The sequence below is a fragment of the Baaleninema sp. genome, assembly GCF_049974805.1.
GTDB lineage: Bacteria > Cyanobacteriota > Cyanobacteriia > Cyanobacteriales > Geitlerinemataceae > Baaleninema.
Genome location: NZ_JBNGCO010000017.1, coordinates 1 through 18426, shown reverse-complemented (window position 1 = coordinate 18426; position 18426 = coordinate 1). Strand labels below are relative to the sequence as shown.

Annotated in this window: 14 protein-coding genes; all 14 read left to right on the top strand. The window is 49.3% G+C overall.

Features of this window, described 5'->3' with window-relative positions:
- Window positions 1-8 precede the first annotated feature (8 nt).
- The 14 genes from ACP5D4_RS05390 (at window position 9) to cysS (ending at window position 18370) form a co-directional block, all read left to right on the top strand.
- Window positions 9-926: a hypothetical protein gene (locus ACP5D4_RS05390; RefSeq protein ID WP_428010605.1), complete on the top strand. Its 918-nt coding sequence runs from the start codon at window positions 9-11 to the stop codon at window positions 924-926.
- A 38-nt stretch (window positions 927-964) separates the two neighbouring features.
- Window positions 965-3043: a hypothetical protein gene (locus tag ACP5D4_RS05385; protein ID WP_428010604.1), complete on the top strand. Its 2079-nt coding sequence runs from the start codon at window positions 965-967 to the stop codon at window positions 3041-3043.
- Between the two features lie 426 nt (window positions 3044-3469).
- A complete protein-coding gene (locus tag ACP5D4_RS05380) occupies window positions 3470-4549 on the top strand; it encodes a hypothetical protein (protein ID WP_428010603.1) in 1080 nt (359 codons plus the stop codon).
- A 79-nt stretch (window positions 4550-4628) separates the two neighbouring features.
- The gene (locus ACP5D4_RS05375) at window positions 4629-5741 is read left to right on the top strand and encodes a hypothetical protein (protein ID WP_428010602.1); all 1113 of its coding nucleotides are present in this window, start codon (window positions 4629-4631) and stop codon (window positions 5739-5741) included.
- Window positions 5668-6978, top strand: coding sequence for a vWA domain-containing protein (locus tag ACP5D4_RS05370; RefSeq protein WP_428010601.1), 1311 nt, complete (start codon window positions 5668-5670; stop codon window positions 6976-6978). The genes ACP5D4_RS05375 and ACP5D4_RS05370 overlap by 74 nt, the downstream gene beginning before the upstream one ends.
- A 39-nt stretch (window positions 6979-7017) precedes the next feature.
- Window positions 7018-7716 (top strand): hypothetical protein, encoded by a 699-nt coding sequence (locus ACP5D4_RS05365; RefSeq protein ID WP_428010600.1) that lies wholly within the window; start codon window positions 7018-7020, stop codon window positions 7714-7716.
- A 185-nt stretch (window positions 7717-7901) separates the two neighbouring features.
- Complete coding sequence (locus ACP5D4_RS05360; protein WP_428010599.1) at window positions 7902-8684, top strand: ARC6/PARC6 family protein; 783 nt, start codon at window positions 7902-7904, stop codon at window positions 8682-8684.
- 29 nt (window positions 8685-8713) lie between these two features.
- On the top strand, window positions 8714-10228 hold the full coding sequence (locus ACP5D4_RS05355; protein ID WP_428010598.1) for a vWA domain-containing protein: 1515 nt from the start codon (window positions 8714-8716) through the stop codon (window positions 10226-10228).
- A 40-nt stretch (window positions 10229-10268) separates the two neighbouring features.
- Window positions 10269-10658 (top strand): hypothetical protein, encoded by a 390-nt coding sequence (locus ACP5D4_RS05350; RefSeq protein ID WP_428010597.1) that lies wholly within the window; start codon window positions 10269-10271, stop codon window positions 10656-10658.
- 36 nt (window positions 10659-10694) lie between these two features.
- The gene (locus ACP5D4_RS05345) at window positions 10695-12020 is read left to right on the top strand and encodes a vWA domain-containing protein (RefSeq protein ID WP_428010596.1); all 1326 of its coding nucleotides are present in this window, start codon (window positions 10695-10697) and stop codon (window positions 12018-12020) included.
- Between the two features lie 66 nt (window positions 12021-12086).
- On the top strand, window positions 12087-12674 hold the full coding sequence (locus ACP5D4_RS05340; protein ID WP_428010595.1) for an FHA domain-containing protein: 588 nt from the start codon (window positions 12087-12089) through the stop codon (window positions 12672-12674).
- 139 nt (window positions 12675-12813) lie between these two features.
- Window positions 12814-14556 carry a protein phosphatase 2C domain-containing protein gene (locus ACP5D4_RS05335; protein ID WP_428010594.1) on the top strand — a complete coding sequence of 581 codons (1743 nt, stop codon included), beginning with the start codon at window positions 12814-12816 and terminating at the stop codon, window positions 14554-14556.
- An 84-nt stretch (window positions 14557-14640) separates the two neighbouring features.
- Window positions 14641-16803: a protein kinase domain-containing protein gene (locus ACP5D4_RS05330; RefSeq protein ID WP_428010593.1), complete on the top strand. Its 2163-nt coding sequence runs from the start codon at window positions 14641-14643 to the stop codon at window positions 16801-16803.
- 130 nt (window positions 16804-16933) lie between these two features.
- The gene (gene cysS, locus ACP5D4_RS05325; protein ID WP_428010592.1) at window positions 16934-18370 is read left to right on the top strand and encodes a cysteine--tRNA ligase; all 1437 of its coding nucleotides are present in this window, start codon (window positions 16934-16936) and stop codon (window positions 18368-18370) included.
- Window positions 18371-18426 lie beyond the last annotated feature (56 nt).

Sequence of the window (18426 nt, the reverse complement as noted above, 5' to 3'; positions counted from 1 at the left end):
TTTCATATATGTTGTTTTTCCGTCGTAAAAAAGCCGATTCTCCCGATTCCAACCCCTCTCCCGTCGAAACAGTCGGTGACGATTCAGTGTTGCGAGTCATCGGCGATCGCGGATCGGGAAAAACCGCCTATCTCGCCTCCTTAGCCTACTGGCCCAACGCCAACGCCGAGAGTCCCGTCCAAAGCGTTACCCCCGTCGGCGAAGAAGGACAAGAACTCATCGACAAAGCCAGAGACATCCTCGAACAAGGACTCGAACTCGAACCGACAGACCTCAACGCCGACATCGATGAAGTCAAAGATTACACCCTCAGCATCACTTTAAAAGATCGCTTTTCCTGGCTGAAAGGGTCGGGAAAACTGGTTCGACTCAACGTCAGTTGCAAAGACTACGCCGGGGAGTTTTTCTCCGACCTCCTTTATAAAAGCGGCGACGCCAGACTAGAAGATTACCTCGACGATTGCTGTTTGGCGTCGGGATTGCTGTTTCTCATCGACGGAACCAGTCATCGCAAAGACGGCGAGTATGCGATGGGGATGGAGAAATTATTAATGGAACTCGATCGCTCCGATGTGGAAGTCCAGCGGCGGCGAATTGGCTTGGTGTTGAGTAAATGCGAACAGTCGGAACTGTGGGTGAACCGACACAAACCGGAGAAACTGGCCAAAGCCAGATTTCCCAAACTCTCGGGTCAGTTGGAAACTTGGTCGAAACTCGGCGGCGGTTCCGTGGAGTATTTCGCGACCTCAGCTTTTGGAATTTTGGGACGACAGTATCCCGAACCGAACTCGCGGCGGTTGCGGAAATCTCGCGAGGGGACGACTTCGGTGATTAAGAAACCCAAACGCTGGCGACCTTTTGGCTTGGTGTCTCCCATTTACTGGCTTTGTACCGGGGAACGCCACTCAGAACTCGATCGCGATTAGCGGGCGATTTTTCCGGTTTTCCATTATTGCAAAATACGATGAACGCAACCCTCGAAATTCACGAATTCAGTACAGGAATTGAGGTCAAACCCACCGCCAACGGATGGGAGTCGGGGGGATTTACCGGGGAATACATGAACCGGACGATCGACCCGATTCCGAAAGCGGTGTTGGATGCGATCGCCAATCGGGAATTTGCATTAGCAGAGGGGAGTTCGATCGCCGTTCCGGCCCTAGTCGGACGCGAAGTGACGGGATACGGCGAAACCTGGTCGGTGGTGGCGGTGGTGACGCGGGGAACTGACGATCGCGGTCGCGGCGTGTCGTTATATCGCTATTTTCTCTGTCGCGGCGAGGGGTATATCGAGGCGATTTTGCGGTGGATGGGACGACAAATTCGGGTATTCAACCCCTTTGAAACCCAGGCTATCGGACAACCCCATCAATGGCAATTTTCCCCGACGGCGGTTCCGTTAAAACCGGAATTTCAGCAAATGTTGTTAGACTCGCCGCCGATTGTGGTTCCCGCAACGGAGACCTGTACCCCGTTAATCTTAGATCGAATGACTCAAGAATTGACAAAAACCGGGGGTCGGTCTTGGGCGTATCAAGTCGCGGCGTTGGAACGTCCTGAGTATTTTCAAGTGATGTATCCGGCGAGTCCGCAAGCCGAAGCCGTGTTCCGACAAGTGTTAGCCATTCGTCCCAGTTCCTCAGTGGTGGTGGCGGGGGAATCGGCGATTAAAACGGCGATTAAGGCCATAACCAACGGTCGCGTGAAACGAGTACATATTGAGACCTTGGAAAATGCTTGTAGCAATCCTCAAGTTGATGAAAAATATTGGAATACGCTGTTAAATAATCAGGGAGCTTCGCAAGCGTTAAAAGAGGGAATGTATGACAGTCGCAACGTTCGGCTTTTGACGCTAAACGCGATGTTCGTCCCGAAGTTTTTGCCGGATTTTTTGGCGTGGCTCCATAACTCTAAAAAATCGGAAGAACATTATAAAGCGTCGTTAAATTTACAGGAATCGATCCTCAAGCATTTCCCCAAAATTAGCGAAGATTGTCCGCAAATTTCGGAACGGATAAAACATGGAATTTGTATTGTTGTTAATCGCTTAGTGGATAAGCCGCAAGTTTTGACAGAATCGGGATTTTTGTTGACCTCTAACAAGGGATTGTGGTCGCAAGTTTATCGTCGATCGCTTTATCCCCAGTTGGAAAACGATTTAAATCTCATGCGAGACCATGTTTATGGTAAAAAAGATTTAGGATTTCAGGCGACAAAATATGGCGAATGTTCTCAGTTTTTAGGAAATCTCAGTCAGTTTTGGAAATTGTCAGGACGGCGAGATTCTCGGTATTCCACCTTGGCGATGCTGTTTGCGGCGGCGGGAACCCCTAAGCTGGCGGCGATTTGTTATCAAATTGCGGAGGGGGACGTTCCGAAGTCGGTGTTTTTGAAAGTGTCTGCGAACGAGTGGCGATCGACCCTCTTCGGGATGACGATTACCCGAAAGCTGGAATTCGGGGATTATGTGGATTTGTTTTTGTACGAAACGGTTGATATTGGAGGAATTGAAATGTCGAGAGCAGTGGCGGGTTTGATTTTGGCGATCGTTTTAGGTTTAGGTTTTTTTGGAGGATTTAAAATTCGGGATGGAAAAATACATGATTTAAGTAAAAAAGCCGAGAATTACGATCGAGATATAAAAAGTAGAGATGAAGAAATTCAAGAATGGAAAGATTTTGTTGAACAGTCAAATCGGACAAGACAGGGGCTTATTACCCTGCAAAATCAGTTAAATGAAGATTTAGCTAACTTTGTAGAAAATCCAAACCAAAATTCTGAGATTCAACAAGAATCATATACAAATGCATATACATTGTTTCAATATACTTTAACCAAAACGCTTGATATTGAAGGTTTTAATCTGAATGAAATTTATACGAATAAAGAGAAGTGGGATGAATTTTTAGAAGCCGTAAAAAAATACCAAAGAGACAAATTTGGAACAAAAAACCCTGATGGCATTATCGATCGAGGTAAAGAGACAGCAAAAAAACTCGAAGAAGATATTCGGAAGTTATTAAATCCACAAACACCAGAATGAATTTTTATAAAACCTCAAGCCTTCTCCGATAAACCTGTAAATATTAGGTTCCGTAAACTCCACCCAACGACAAGACTGAAAAAAACAGGGGTTTTCTAGAAAACCATGACACCCACACCCAAAGCCGCAATCAAACGAATGATGATTCGAGGGAAAGTGACACTCGAATTAATTGAGGTGTTGGAAAACGCCATCCCCGAAACCCCTCGCCAAACCTGGGAAGACATCACCGATGCGTTAGGGGTAGAAGCCGCGATACAAAACGGCGTTTACACGAGTCAAACCGTTCGTCTCGCAACCCTGAGAGCGATTCTCGTCCCTCAGTTTCTACCGGATTTCCTCCTCTGGCTTCACCAATCCCCCGAAAATCCCTATCTCATCTCCGAAAAGCTGCAATCGGACATTTTTCAAGTTCAGTCGAATGTTTTGAAGCCGTTTCTTTACTTCAAAACCAAGTTTGCAAAACTGACAAAGCAGCTTAATTATGGATTAAGTATACTCATTTATCAATTGGTTGATAAATCTCCCCAAATCATCGATAAAGCTATCTCATTATTAAATTCAAAATATGGATTGTGGTCGCAGATTTATTTCCATTCGTTTTCTCTAGAACTCGAAAAGAATTTTAGCCAGATGAGAAGCTCTCTAGTGGATTCCTCAACTCTCTATCTGGAAACTACTAAATATCCCAATCTACAAAAACTGTTTAACCATATTTCTGGATTTTGGTTAGAGAAAGATTCCCAGAAATGGGATATTCGTTACAAGCCGCTGGCGGTGTTGTTTGAAAAACTGGAAAATCACAAGCTGGCGGCGGTGTTTTATCAAATTGCGGAGGGGGACGTTCCGAAGTCGGTATTCGATAAGGTTGCGAGTTCTTATCCCATCGCGGAGGTGTTTGGGTTAACTGTCATTTGTCAGAAATCTGTGGATTTTTCGGGAATTCAGAAATTCTTTCCGAACTTCAAATCTTGGCAAAATACCGAGTTTTTTGTTTTCATGGCGGTGATTTTCGTGATTTTGGCAGCAGAACCGCTTTATCAGTGGGTGTCTCGGGTGGATTTCCGCCGAGTTGAGGAACCCGGGATTTCTGGAAGTATCGCTGAGTTTATTGATTCTCCTTCGAGTCAGAATGTGAGTCAACTTGTGATGTCGCCTCGGGAGTTTGAGGAGGCTTCCCGAAATTTCAACGAAACGGCGTCAGAAATTTACAAGTTAAGAGAACAGTTATATTTGGAAAATGAGAATACGAATTCATGGGGAGACAAAAATTTTAGTGAAGTCTTTCTGGAAGCGTTTGCAAACAGTTTGAATTTGAATCCAAATCGAGATAGTTATTCTAAGAATCAAGTCATTTTTGCGATTTATCGCTACCAGAAGGAAAACGGATTTACCGCTGATGGTATTGTTTTATCGGGGAGTGAAACTCAAGAAAAGCTAGAACGAGATATTCGACACTCGATTCTTGAGTCAGTGGAATCCCATCACGACCCGCCAAATTTGTAAAAACAACCCTCTTTTTTCGCTAAGTTTGGAACTGTTGGGTTCCGTAAACTTCACCCAACCGACCTCTATTCAAGGTAATATGCGAACCTACCTTTATATACTTGCAGGACTCACTTCCGCTCTCCTGGGGTGGAACCTCGGACAAGTGTTTCTCAGCGATTTCGGTTGGCTGAAACCCTTTCCCGAAGTGGTTTTGTTTCCTTGCATCGCTATTTCTCTCGCCATAGGAAGCGTCGCCAACGAGATTTTTCTCAGTAATCCCACTCGTCCCAAACTCAGCTTGCGGATGCTGCGAGTTCCCCTACTCATCGCGTTCGGTGTGGGAATTCTTTCGGGATTGCTCGCTGGAGGAATTTCGCAAATTCTCTATCTTCCTCAAGTTCCCGTTCCCGCTTTCTTTGTCCGCATTTTCGGTTGGTTGGTGGTGGGAGCCGCCGTCGGTTTTACGGAAGGATTGAGCTGGCGATGGCATAGTTTAGAAGCGGGAAACCCCAAACGCTTTCGACAACGGCTTATCCTCAGTGTCGCGGCGGCGTCTGTCGCCAGTTTTATCGCCGCCATCTCGTTTGAGGTGGTTCGTCTTTTGGGAATTTTTACGAAAGATTTGAGAGTCTATGAAGACCCTCTGGGTTTTGCGATTCTGGGGTTGTGTTTGGGAATTGCTTTCAGTATTACGAACGCTTCTCCGAGTTATCTTCCGGCGTTGAGAGCCGGAGCCGGATTCGAGTATCGGGGGGAAGATTATGAGGATATCGACCCGCTGAAACCTGTTGATAGTGATGAGGATTCTGATGAGGTTCCCAGTATCGATCGCTCCTTGCTCCAATTTATCAGTTACCGTTCCCAGGAGGAATACGACGATGAGGACATCCTCGAGGAAGGAATCTCGGTGGAACTCCCCACCACGGGAACGGTTCGCATCGGTTCGGCGGAAGATTCGAGTTTGCGACTTCCTCACCTTCCGTTTCACGCGGCGGATATCCAGTTTAAGGGGAAAGATGCGGTTTTAGTTCCCAATCGCAAGTTTTTCCAAACCATCGCGATTAATGGGACGCGACTGGGTTCTCGTCGTAATGTTTCGCTCAAACATAATTATGTTATTACGTTCTATACTGTCGATGAAAACGATATCGAAACGCCGCAATACTATCGATTGGTTTTCTACAATCGCTTTCTCGACCCGATGGCTTAGCGGTTTTTTGTTCGCCGTTCTCGGAATGTCTCCGGTGTGGGGACAAACGACGGAAATTGTCGGTCGTCCCCAGGTGAACGAGGATGAAATTATTCTTCGCGTTCGCGTGACGGAGGATGGCGAACGTCCGGCGATGTGGCTGGAGGAAGAGGATTTTCAAGTTGTTGTGGATGGGGACTCGACGATCGAATTTTCGGCGACAAGTCCTGATGAAACGGAACCGCCTCCGGCTTGGATTGTGGTATTAATGGATATGAGCGGGAGTATGAACCAAAACGATCGCAGCGGACGACGAAAACTCGATGGAGCGATCGCAGCGACGCGGGGTTTTGTAGAGGAAATTAGCGATCGCGGTGAGAATACGAAAATTGCAATTCTCCCGTTTGGAGAAGGTCGAGGAACCTGTCAAGGTTACGAGGTGACGGAAGCGGCGATAAACCAGCGGTTTTTCCCAGCCAGCGATTTCAAACAACAAAATATACTCGATCGACTCGCCAGTCAAACCCCTTGTGCGTCTACGAATATTTACGACCCCCTCTCGACGGCGATTCGCCTGTTAGGAGATGAGGACGACCGGAGATTTTATCTTCCTGATGATTTACCGGAAGATTCTACTGAACCGGAACCTCGGCTTTCGGTGATTCTCCTCTCGGATGGCTACCACAACCGAGACTTTGAAGAACGGGATTTTGCGGCGTTGGTCGATTTGCTGAAACGCCATGATAATATCGTGGTTCATACGCTGGGGTATGGGTTGACGACAGCGGAGTTGGGAGAAAAATACAAGTTGGGACGTCCGGCGACGCGAGCGGATATTCAATCAAAAACGAAACCCGATAATCCGGTTCCCGATGAGGAATTTGTGGACGAAGAACGCTTGCGGGAAATTGCAGAAGCATCGGGGGGAATCGCAGAGTTTTCGGCTCAAGCTGATGAAATTTCAGAGGCGTTACAGTTGTTTTTAAATGCTCTGTTGGGAGAGTACGAAATTGTTTACATCGAACCCAATGCGGAACGGGGTTCGACACATGAGGTCAAGGTTCAGGCGACAGTCAACGGAGAGGAAATTCAGACAAAAGGAAAATCGTACATTATTCAGGTTTTCGGTCGAGAGGTTTCGCGGGGAACGCGGTTGACGATGACGGTTGTGGTGTTGATGCTGTTGGGTTTTGGAGGTGTTTTACCGTTTTGGAAATGGAGTCACTGGCTTAAGGAACAGGCGGAAGAAGATTTTTAATGGGTTTGAAAAAATCGCAGAAGTTTAGAGGTCATTATAATGTGGAAGCAATGGATTTCGGTGGTTTTGGTGGTCATGGCGAGCGGTTGTGCGTCGATTTCTCCTTCGTCGGAAGGAGCGGAACTGGATGCGGTGTCGGTGGGATGTCCGGATTCTCCGCCTCAGTTATCTGGCGATCGCGTCACTGAGGTTTCGCTTCAATATCAACGGGTTCGCCAGTCGGGAACGGTGACTCATGGGGAAGCAGTCGGATATCAGTTTGAGGCGAAATCTGGTCAAAGGTTGAACTATCAGGTTTCGTCGAATTTGTGCGTCTGGCTGTTTTCTCCTGACAATCAGTTAGTGGAGACGGCGACGCTTCCGAAAGATGGAAATTATGTGTTGCAGGTTTCGGCGGAAAATCGACGGACGGATTTTGAGATTGAGATGGCGATCGATCCCTTCGATCGATCGGATTTTCCTCAAGCTGAATGTGGCGATGCGAAACCCACTGACTCGGCGGCGTATCCGGTAAACTTTTATCCGGTGAACGCTCCCTACAGTTCGCAAAATCTGCAAAAGGCGAAATCCCTCTTTTGTCGAGATGCCTATAAGAAGTATCGTAAAGACTCGCGAGATTATAGCGTTCAAATTGCCTCGTTTACGAGTCTGGAAAAAGCTCAAACCTTCGCCGATATCGTGAGTTCTGAAATTTCGGGGGTTTCCGTGGGGGAACCGACGGTGGTTGAAACGCCGTGAGGCGAGTCAATTCGGGGAGAGGGAATCCGGTTTGAAGAGCTTCACGACACCCGCAATTGAGGGGAAACCTATAAAAGTTGGAGTTCTCAACCGGGGTTCGTCAAATTGCCAGTTAAGCGGAAGAACGGCTCGTGAAAATTAATCGAAATTTTGGGATATTTCCGCCTTGTCTTTTGGCTTCAATATTGCTATTATATAGTTGTGAAAGTTTTCGTGAAATTCCGGAAAACCCCTCGCCAAGAGAGACGGTTTCTTCTGCTTCAAGGTCTTCAAATTGTCCCGAGTTTCCCGCGCAAAGTCTGACTGACCCCGAGTCGATCGATCTCGACGGAAAAACTATTCAAAAAACAGGAACCCTGCCAGCAGGCGAAGCGATCGGATTTACCTTTGTGGGGAAAACCGGACGGGAGTTCGACATCCAACAGAACGAGGAAATCTGTGTTTGGGTTTATACGCCAGACAATCAGATTTTCTCAGGGAAAACCTTACCCGTGGATGGAACTTACACCGTTCATGTGGAGCCGCGAACAGATGCAACGACCTATCGTCTCACCTTAGAATCGAGCGAAGAATCGATCGAGGTGGAAAGGCAGAAAATCATACAGCTAATCGAAGGCTATCTCGAAGCCAAATCACAACTGTTCGGTCCGTCGCTCGATCGCGAACTGGCGAAAAAATTTCTCACCGGAGAACGTTACGAGAAAACCCAAATCTCCATAAAATGGTTGCAAGAAAACGAGGCCTACTATGATTATCGATTAAGTCGCCTCGACGACAGCCGAAATTTTTCCCAAAATGGCGACACGGCGACTCTCGAAGTAACGATTACCGAAGAATTAAGCCTTTATCGGAACGGTCAGATCGATCCCAACAATAGTTCCAACGGACCTAAATCTCGAAATTATCGTTTTACCCTCAAAAAAATCGGCAGCCATTGGAAAATCGCTAACATTGAAAAACTCTCCTAACCCTTCCCTCTCCCCTGTTTTTTGAGCATATGGATCGCGATTCGATCGAGCGAAACCTAAAAAACCTCACCCAAAAACTCCGCAAACCTTTACTTTTCGGTCTCTTCGGCGGAACCGGATGTCTCGCGGCGGCGGGAATATTGGGAGAAACCTGGCTGTATCTGACCCGACGACCTCCCACCACCGTCACCGAACCCCAAGCCGTGGTTCTCCTCATCGACAGTTCCAGCAGCATGAGCGAGGGAAAACTCCCCGAAGTCCAAGAGGCCGCCGCCGAATTCGTCAACCGACAAGACCTGGACCTTCACGACCTGGCCGTTGTCGCCTTTTCCAACAACCCGCGACTCCTCGCCAACCTGGACGCCGAGGCCGCCGAACTCCACCAAGCCATTTCCAGCCTTTACCCCTCGGGAAACACCAACCTCTACGAAGCTCTCAACGCCGCCGCCTCGGTGTTGCGAGACGCGGAACGGGAAACCCCCGCAACTCCCCACATCCTGCTGTTTACCGACGGTCAACCCAACAATCCCTACGGAGCGGAATCGGTCGCCAGACAACTCCGCAACGCCGACATCAACCTCGTGGCGGTGGGAACTGGAGACGCACAAATCGACTATTTGGCGATGTTAACTGGCGATCGCAACCGGGTGTTTTTCGCCAATTCCGGGGAAATCGACAAAGCCTTCCAAGCCGCCGAAAGCGTCATTTACGGAAAACAACTCGTGGAATCCGACGACAGCGGCGACTACGGCTTAGTGTTCGGCGTCGTCCGCATCGGCGTGTGGACGGGATTTTTGGCGTTGGGAACCTCTCTGTTCTTAATCGTCGGACAAAACTACACCCTTCGCCGTCGTTGGCTCTCGGCGTCGGAAGCGGCTCTGGGTGGGGGTGGCGGCTTCCTGGCGGGGTTGACGGGGGGAGCGGTGGGACAGTTGGCGTTCGTCCCGGTGGCGAACGTTCCGGCGTTGTCGTGGCTGGCGAGGGTGACAGGGTGGACGCTGCTGGGAACCCTCGTTGGTGGGGGGATGTCGTTTTTTGTTCCCAATCTCCCTCTATCGAAAGCGTTGCTGGCCGGAGCCTTGGGTGGGGTGTTGGGAGCGGCGGGATTTCTGCTGTTGGAGGCGATTTCGGGAGCGATCGCGGCTCGTTTGGCGGGAGCGGCGATTTTGGGTTTTTGTATTGGGTTGGCGATCGCGTTGAGCGAACAGTTCGATCGAAAAGCGGTGTTATACGTTCGTTGGACGGATTCGGAATTTACAACCATTTCTTTGGGGAAAGAACCGATCGAAATCGGAAGTTCTCGCAACGCTCACGTTTATTTACCGAAAGATGCGGGGTTTCCTGCGAAGTTCGCTCGAATGTTTGTGGAAAACGGCAAAGTGATGTTAGAGTTCGATTCCTCGATTCAAAAGTTGCCGAAGTTTAAAAATATGAAATTGTTACGACAGGAAGTTGAAGATGGGAGTCGCCGCAAGTTCGGTCAGGTTTTGTTGGAAGTCAAACAGAAAAATATTGTTAAATCTTTGCCGAGCAAAAGTCCTTAATATAAAATATGTATTTGTCAAGTATTTTTCATCAAAAATAATGGTTCGATATACATTTTTGCTCGCCACTGAAAAAACGCCAGATCCGAATTATGTCTCTCATCATCTCGATTTACCACCCGCCTTAGAAAACGACCCCGATCGCCTGTTCGATCGAGCCTTTTGCGAAGACTTGCGATCGATCCTCCAACAGAAAACCGACTGCGCCATCAACGACGTACAGCTCGATCGCATCGTCAAGGCTTGGCTCGAAGACATCAAAGAAGGCTATCGAAATACCCGTCTAGTTCTCGAACTTCCTCCCCTCGAATTCGAGAACGTCCATCAACTCCAAGACGAGGGCGATCGAACCGTTCCGCCGTTAATTCCCCCCGATTTATCCGATATTGCACCCCAAGGGGGAGCCTTACCGCCATTGACATTTAATTAACCGTTCAATCCCGTTAATATCGAATTCAGAATTACGATGCTTGACGTTACCATTACACCCCATCTCGAATTTTTAGCCGCCGACAAACCGGGACAAAAACTGTTTGTCATGTTGAAACTGCGTCCGAATCGGGACGTATCCGCCAGTCGTCCTTCAACGAGTTTTAACTTCGTCATCGACACCAGCGGTTCCATGTATGACGACACCGATTTAGGAAAACCCAAAATCGACGTAGTTATCGACGCCTTAAACAATCTCGTTCGTTCCCACAAAGCCGATTCGCGCGATCGCATCGCACTCGTCCAATTCGACGATTCCGCCTCCATCTTGCTTCCCCTCACCCCCGCCACCGACACCGCCGCCATCCAAACTGCGATCGATCGACTGCGGGACTTCAGCGGCGGGACTTGTATGGCGAAAGGGATGCAAGACGCACTCGATCTCTTGCAAAACTGCGATCTCAGCAGTCGCCGTACCCTGATTTTCACCGACGGCGAAACCTTCGACGAAACCGACTGTCGAGAACTGGCGATACAATTCGCCAAAGCCGGAATTCCCATCACCGCCTTAGGCGTCGGCGACTACAACGAAGACTTGTTGGTGTATTTGAGCGATCGCACCGGGGGACGAGTTTTCAACGTCGTCGAAACCGCCAACACCGCCGGAACCACCGACATCGCCATTTCCGAACTTCCCAACACCATCTTTCAAGAAGTCCAACAGGCGCAAGCAGAAGTCATCAACAACCTCAAACTGAACCTGCGAACCGTCAAAGGCGTAACCTTGCAACGTCTCAGCCGCGTCTACCCCGATCGCGCCGACATTCCCCTCGATACAGAACCCTACCTCATGGGAAGCGCCCTCGCCAACGACGACACCGTATTTATCCTCGAATTCGACATCGACAGTCGCGCCGGTTCGCGGGTTCGCATCGCGCAACTGGGGTTAACTTACGACGTACCGGGACAGCAGCGACGCGGCGAACTTCCTCCCCAAAACTTGGTTGTCCAATTCGTCGCGGGACGCGGTGGCGTGGCGCAAACCAATCCCGAAGTCATGGGATACGTACAGCAGTGCAACATCGGTCAGTTGGTCGATCGCGCGGCCTCGGTTGCAGAAAACGATCCGGACCAGGCGCAAAAACTGCTCGAAACCGCCAAACGAGTGACCGTCAAAATCGGCAACGATGCCATGTTGCAATCTCTCAATCTCAGTATTGACGAAGTTCGCAAAACTCGCAAGTTGTCTTCGGGAACTCGTAAAACCGTGAAAATGGGAGCCAAAGGAAAAACCGTCAAAATGAGCGATAGTCCCAACGAAGGATTGTCTGAAGAACAAATCCGTAATTTGACGGGAACTTAGGGTTTTTAAACTTCGCTTTTTTTTCGATCGATAGATTTTAACGATACATTTTAAGGAGACTCAACAATGTCCGTGACTTGCGCCACTTGCGGCTACGATAACAATCCCGCCGATGCAGAATTTTGCGACGCCTGCGGTGCAGAATTACAAACCGCTGCCGCCGCAACCCCCGCAGCTTCAGAACCGCAAACTTCGCCGCTGGATTCGACGCCGGAAATCGTTTCGATCGCACCGCCTGCGCCAACATCTCCTCCGTTGAATTCCGAACCCGAAGCTACGGTGACTTCAGAAACACCAACACCGTCTTCAGAAACGACAACTTCGGCGCGTTTAGTGGCGAAACAACCGAACGCACCGCAACCGGAATTTCCGTTAAATTCGGTGGCGTTGGTGGGAATTTTCGATTCGGATAGCGGTCCAGTGGATATCGATCTCGAAACGTTTTTTGGCGGAGAAACCGTGTCTCGACATCATGGGGAAATTTACCCGGATGGGGACAATTGGATGGTGAAAGATTTGGGTTCGACGAACGGTATTTTTATTAAGCCGAGCGGTCAAAGTCGTTTTGGTGCGCGAATTACGACGCCGACGGCGTTAAATTCTGGGGACGAGTTAGCCTTTGGTAAGGTTCAGTTTATTTTTCAAAGTCCTTAGTTCTCTGGTTCTGTTTTTTTGTAGGTTGGGTGTAGCGAAGCGAAACCCAACAATCTCACTTTTGAGAATTCACCACAGAGGACACAGAGGGGTTTTGGGATTCAAATTCCAATTTTGATGGAATGAGTTTGAAACAATCGTGATTTTAGAAAAGAGTCTGTTACAAATTGATTCGTTTGCAGTGACAGTTCTCGAATCTCTCGGTCAGCAAAACGGTCAAATTCGCTATTTTAAGGTAAATTTAGAACGAGAAGACGGCGACGGTTCAGAATTGGGGTTGTTGCGCGTGGGTTCAGCGACGGGTTTGCTTCAGCAAGAGTTGCAACTGCGGGAGAGTTTGGGGGAGTATGCGTTGGTTGCGCCGTTGTTGGCGAAGTTGACGGTTTCTGACATTTCTGAGGTTTTGCAAGATTCGCCGATTTCAACAGTTGAGGAATCGGAGGAATTGGAAAATGAAATTGAGGTTGAGGTTCGTTCCTCAATCCAACCGAATGAGGAGAGTTTGGAGGAGGTTGAAACCACAGAGGGGGACTATTTAGAAGAGGAGTATTATCCAGAAGAACCGCTTCCGGGGGATGATGGCGATCGACTGTTGTTATTAACAGCGTTTCCCGAGGAACAAAAGACGTTAACGCGGTGGTTAGATACGACTCATCCTCCTACAGAGATTTTAACGACGATCGCGCAACTCTGTCAGTTGTTTTGGTATTTCCATCAAAATCAAGGGTGTGCGATCGATCTCGATCCGGATTTTATCGAAATTCGCCAACCGATTCGCGTTTTCGATCTGACGAACGTTTATCCTGAAGGAACGCCGCTAAACTCGGGTTTAATGGGGACTTATGTTGCGCCGGAACTAGCGTCGAATCCCGTTCCCGAGGAGAAAAATAGTACTTATACTATCGGTGCGTTACTCTATTGTGCCTTATTGGGAGAACCTTGGGAACCGGACGGGTCGATCGATTCCAAAATCTGTGCGGTTCCCCGATTTTCTCAACTGTTGGAACTTTCTTTATCTCCGGTTTCAGACGATCGTTTTTCCCTGGAACAGTTACGGAGTTTGCTGATTGAAACCCGCAACGAGTTAACGATTCCTCGGGTAACGTGGGAAACCGCCAGCGACTCGACGGTGGGATTGTCACCGCGACGCCTCCATAACGAGGATAGTTACGGGATTTTACAATGGGATCGATCGCAGTCTTCCCCAGTTCTTTTAGCAGCGTTAGCGGATGGAATGGGAGGAATGGCGGCGGGAGAAGTCGCCAGTCGGGTGGCGGTAGAAACGGTTCTCGAGGGATGGCGAGAAACTGACAAAACTTCCGATGAATTGGCGGGAAGTCAGCGTTTAGTTGCTCTTGTCGAACAAGCCAACTTAGCGGTTTCAGAGGCGGTTGAAAACGGGGGAACCACGTTAAGCGTGGTGTTGGCGGAATCTCGAAAATTGTCGATCGCTCATGTCGGCGACAGTCGTATTTATTTAATTAAAAATGGCGAAATTCGTCAATTAAGCGAAGACCATTCATTAGTGGCGCTTTTGGTTGCAAGCGGTCAAATTTCTCTTGAAGAAAGTCAAGAACATCCCGATCGAAACGTTTTGACGAAATCTCTCGGCTCGAAAAAAACACTCGCCAGCGGTTACGTCCAAAGCATTAGCGATATTGAATTGCAGGATGGCGATATAATTTTACTGTGTTCTGATGGGGTTTGGGATTTTATTTCAAATCAAGATTTTTTAGAATTGTTTGAAGACTGCGAGAGTTTAAACTTAGCAGTAAAATCGGCAATTCAGCAAGTTTTGAAATGGGGCGCTCCCGATAACGCGACGCTCTTGGCGTTACGCTGTCGCGTCAGTTTTCCTGAAGTGAGATTTGAGAAGTCTTGAGTGAAATTTGGGGTTCACCACACCATAACTTGAGGACACAGAGTTTTTAAAATCCTGTTACGCTGAGATAAAACGCCTTGAACGATGACTAATACTTGTCCGTCTTGTTTGCATGAAAATTTACCCGGAGAGCGCGTCTGTATTGTCTGTGGAACCTCTCTCACACCGACGATACAGAGCGTTTCTTCGACTCCTGGGAGCGCGATCGCAACGCCAAGCGTTTCCAGCCTACATCTTCCCAGCGGAACCTTACTAAAAAAGGGAATATATAAAGTCATAAAAACCATCGGACAGGGGGGATTTGGGATTACTTACGAAGCAGTTTATTGTAAAAATAACGCCCGAGTTGCCATTAAAGAACTTTGGCCAGAAAATGGTTATCGGCAGGGCAACTCGGTTTTGTGGCCGTCGTCAATTTCCCCCATCGATCGAAACGAGCAAATTCAAAAATTCAAACTCGAAGCCGCCAACTTACAACGCTGCAACTCTCCCAATATTGCCCAAATTTACGATTGCTTTGAAGAAAATTCCACCATTTACATGGTGATGGAATTTATCGACGGTTCGACATTGCTTAACATACTCGAATCTAAAAAGCAAATTCCCGAAACAAAAGTTATAAATTACATCAAACAAATTGCAGAAGCCCTAGAAAACGTCCATCAAAACCAATTACTCCATCGAGATATCAAACTCGAAAACATCATCATAGACCGGAGCGATCGAGCCGTTTTAATCGACTTCGGCACCGCCAGAGAATTCATCGCCGGAAAAACCGCCGATATGACCGTATTTCTCTCTCCCGGTTACGCCCCCTTCGAGCAGTATTCCAAAACCGCAAAACGCCTCAAATCCAGCGACATTTACGCCCTCTGCGCCGCCACCTACGAACTGCTAACCGGACAACTTCCCAGCGCCTCAGTCGATCGCGCCACCGCCATTTCCAACGGTTCCCCCGATCCTTTAATCCCTCCCAGAAAACTCAATCCCAACCTCAGCCCTCACCTCGAACGAGTCGTGTTAATGGGATTGCGTTTCCGCGCCGAAGAACGCATCCAAAACGCCCGCGATTTAATCGCCGCCCTCGATGGAAAACTCGTTTCGCCCCTCCATCAAAAAGCCAGAAATTTCATCAGTCAAAACAACCTCACCGAAGCCGTCAACACTTACGAAACCTGCTTAGAACGAGAACCCGACAACACCGAAATTGCCATCGAACTGGCGCTGACCTTACTCCATTTATACCGCCAAAACCCCTCAGACCACTTGCTCGATCGCGCCGAAGCCGCCGCCCGCAATGCCCTCGGAACCCCAGACGGGCGCAGTTACGGCGTTTGCGGCTTCATCAATTGTCAGCGCCAACAATGGAAAACCGCCGTCAAACAACTACAACAAGGACTTCACCTCAGCCCCAACCAAGCCTGGATGCACACCAACCTCGCCTGGGCGTTCGGAAACCTCAACGACTGGAACGCCGCCCACAGCAGCATTCAAACCGCCTTGCAACTCAATCTCAACGATACCTTTGCCCTAGGCGTACAAGCCTGGATTGCGTTCCACCGCCAACAGTGGAAAACCGTCGTTCGGGCGGGAACCCAAGCCATTTTTAAATCTCAGCAAGACTCGCCTCAAATGGCAACGGATTTAAAATCCTGGGTGTATCCCTTCACCATCGCCGCCTTAGAACGAGTCACAACGCAAAAAGGCAGCGATGTCGCCCGCCGAGTTCGCGCCTTCGTCACCCAAGTTCCCGATAACGCCGTCGCCTTGGGATTGCAAGCCTGGTACGAATACCGACAAAGCAACCTCGCCGCCTGTCGCCAAAGCCTGGAACTCGCCAACTGTTGCAACAGAGTTCCCGATTGGGTTGCTATCAACGGCGGCTTAATTTACGAACATCTCGACGATTGGGCGAGTGCAGCGCGATTTTACGAAGAACGCCACCTACAGAATCCCCAAGATGCTTGGATTAACGCCCGTTTGGGAACAGTTTTAGGGATTTTGGGGCAGTGGAATTCGGCGAAACCCTATTTGGAAAAAGCTGTGAAACAGAATCCTCAACTTCCGCAAGCCTATCGAAATCTCGGTTGGGTTCTGTCTCAGTTGCGAACCGTTGATGGAAAAGTCGAATCCGTTCGGGAGTTGCTGGCGGCGTATCGTCAGGCGGTGGCGTTGTGCGAAACGCAACATCCCGAGGCGGCGAAGGAGATTCGTACTCTGTTTCAGGGAATTGGGATTTCTCTGTAAAATTGAGAGAGTCGATACAGAGGGGTTTGGAGAGACTCCGACGCAAGCGTGTAAATTGGTATAGAGCGAAAACCAACCGCAAAGCGATCGATACCGACGCAGTAACGCAACGGTTTCAGAAAAAACCTCTATGACCCTCACCATCTACAACACGCAAACCCGACAGAAAGAACCCTTCCAACCCACCGTTCCCGGTGAGGTGAAAATGTATTGCTGCGGCGTGACGGTGTACGACGACTGCCACCTCGGCCACGCGCGATCGTATATCGTATGGGATACGGTGCGGCGCTATCTCCTCTGGCGCGGCTATAACGTGCGCTACGTGCAGAACTTCACCGACATCGACGATAAAATCCTCAATCGCGCCAAGGAACAAGGGCGCACCATGTCGGAGGTGTCGGAAGAATACATCGACGCCTACTTCCGCGACATTCGCCAACTCAACGTTAAAGACGCCGACGAATATCCCCGCGTCACAGAACATATCGACGATATCTTCGACTTAATTCAACGCCTCATCGAGAAAGATATCGCCTATCCCGCCAACGGAGACGTTTACTATAGCGTGCAATCGTTCCCTGGTTACGGGAAACTCTCGGGGCGCACAGAAGAGCAAATGCAATCGGGCGCCAGCGGAAGAGTCGCCGCTGAAGATACCAAAAAACGCCATCCCTTCGATTTCGCTCTCTGGAAAAGTGCCAAACCGGGAGAGCCGTCTTGGGAGTCCCCCTGGGGGAAAGGGCGCCCGGGGTGGCACATTGAATGTTCGGCGATGATTCGGCGGGTTCTCGGCGACACCATCGACATTCACGGCGGCGGCGGGGATTTGGTGTTTCCCCACCACGAAAACGAAATCGCCCAATCGGAGGGGGCGACGGGTAAACCTCTCGCGAAATATTGGACCCATAACGGAATGGTGCGCGTCAACGGCGAGAAGATGTCGAAATCTTTGGGGAATTTTACGACGATTCGGGAACTGCTCGATCGCTGTAACCCGATGGTGGTAAGGTTGTTCGTGTTACAAGCGCAGTATCGCAAACCCCTCGATTTCACCGACGACGCCATCGCCTCGGCGGAAAACGGCTGGAATACGTTAAAAGACGGGTTGTTGTTCGGCTATCAATTCGGCGAAAAACTAGGTTGGAACCCCGAAGACACCCCGGAAATCCTCGAAGCCGTGGCGGAAAAGTTCCAAACGGCGATGGACGACGATTTCAACACTTCTGGCGGTTTGGCGGTGGCGTTCGAGTTGGCGAAGGAACTGCGTCGCGTTGGAAATATCCTCGTTCGCGGCGGCGAGGTGGCGGTTTCCGCCGAAACGCTACAGCGTCAGTGGGTGACGTTGGTGGAACTGGCGGAGGTGTTGGGCTTGGAAGCGCAACCGGAAGACGCCAGCGAAGCCGCCGACGGCTTGAGCGACGAGGCGATTCTCGCTCTCATCGAACAGCGTCAGGCGGCGCGGAAAGCGAAGAATTTCGCCGAAGCCGACCGAATTCGGGAGGATTTAAAAGAACAGGGCGTTACGCTTGTCGATAAACCGGGCGAAACCACCTTCATTCGGGGTTAAGAGACAATATAGGGGTTGACTTTTAATCGGTTTTGTGATAATCGAATCCTAGATAG

Coding starts and splice junctions, on each gene's coding strand:
- cysS (WP_428010592.1), top strand. CDS start 16,934: ATGACCCTCACCATCTACAACACGCAAACCCGACAGAAAGAACCCTTC.
- ACP5D4_RS05370 (WP_428010601.1), top strand. CDS start 5,668: ATGAAAACGATATCGAAACGCCGCAATACTATCGATTGGTTTTCTACA.
- ACP5D4_RS05340 (WP_428010595.1), top strand. CDS start 12,087: ATGTCCGTGACTTGCGCCACTTGCGGCTACGATAACAATCCCGCCGAT.
- ACP5D4_RS05330 (WP_428010593.1), top strand. CDS start 14,641: ATGACTAATACTTGTCCGTCTTGTTTGCATGAAAATTTACCCGGAGAG.
- ACP5D4_RS05345 (WP_428010596.1), top strand. CDS start 10,695: ATGCTTGACGTTACCATTACACCCCATCTCGAATTTTTAGCCGCCGAC.
- ACP5D4_RS05355 (WP_428010598.1), top strand. CDS start 8,714: ATGGATCGCGATTCGATCGAGCGAAACCTAAAAAACCTCACCCAAAAA.
- ACP5D4_RS05350 (WP_428010597.1), top strand. CDS start 10,269: ATGGTTCGATATACATTTTTGCTCGCCACTGAAAAAACGCCAGATCCG.
- ACP5D4_RS05375 (WP_428010602.1), top strand. CDS start 4,629: ATGCGAACCTACCTTTATATACTTGCAGGACTCACTTCCGCTCTCCTG.
- ACP5D4_RS05385 (WP_428010604.1), top strand. CDS start 965: ATGAACGCAACCCTCGAAATTCACGAATTCAGTACAGGAATTGAGGTC.
- ACP5D4_RS05365 (WP_428010600.1), top strand. CDS start 7,018: ATGTGGAAGCAATGGATTTCGGTGGTTTTGGTGGTCATGGCGAGCGGT.
- ACP5D4_RS05390 (WP_428010605.1), top strand. CDS start 9: ATGTTGTTTTTCCGTCGTAAAAAAGCCGATTCTCCCGATTCCAACCCC.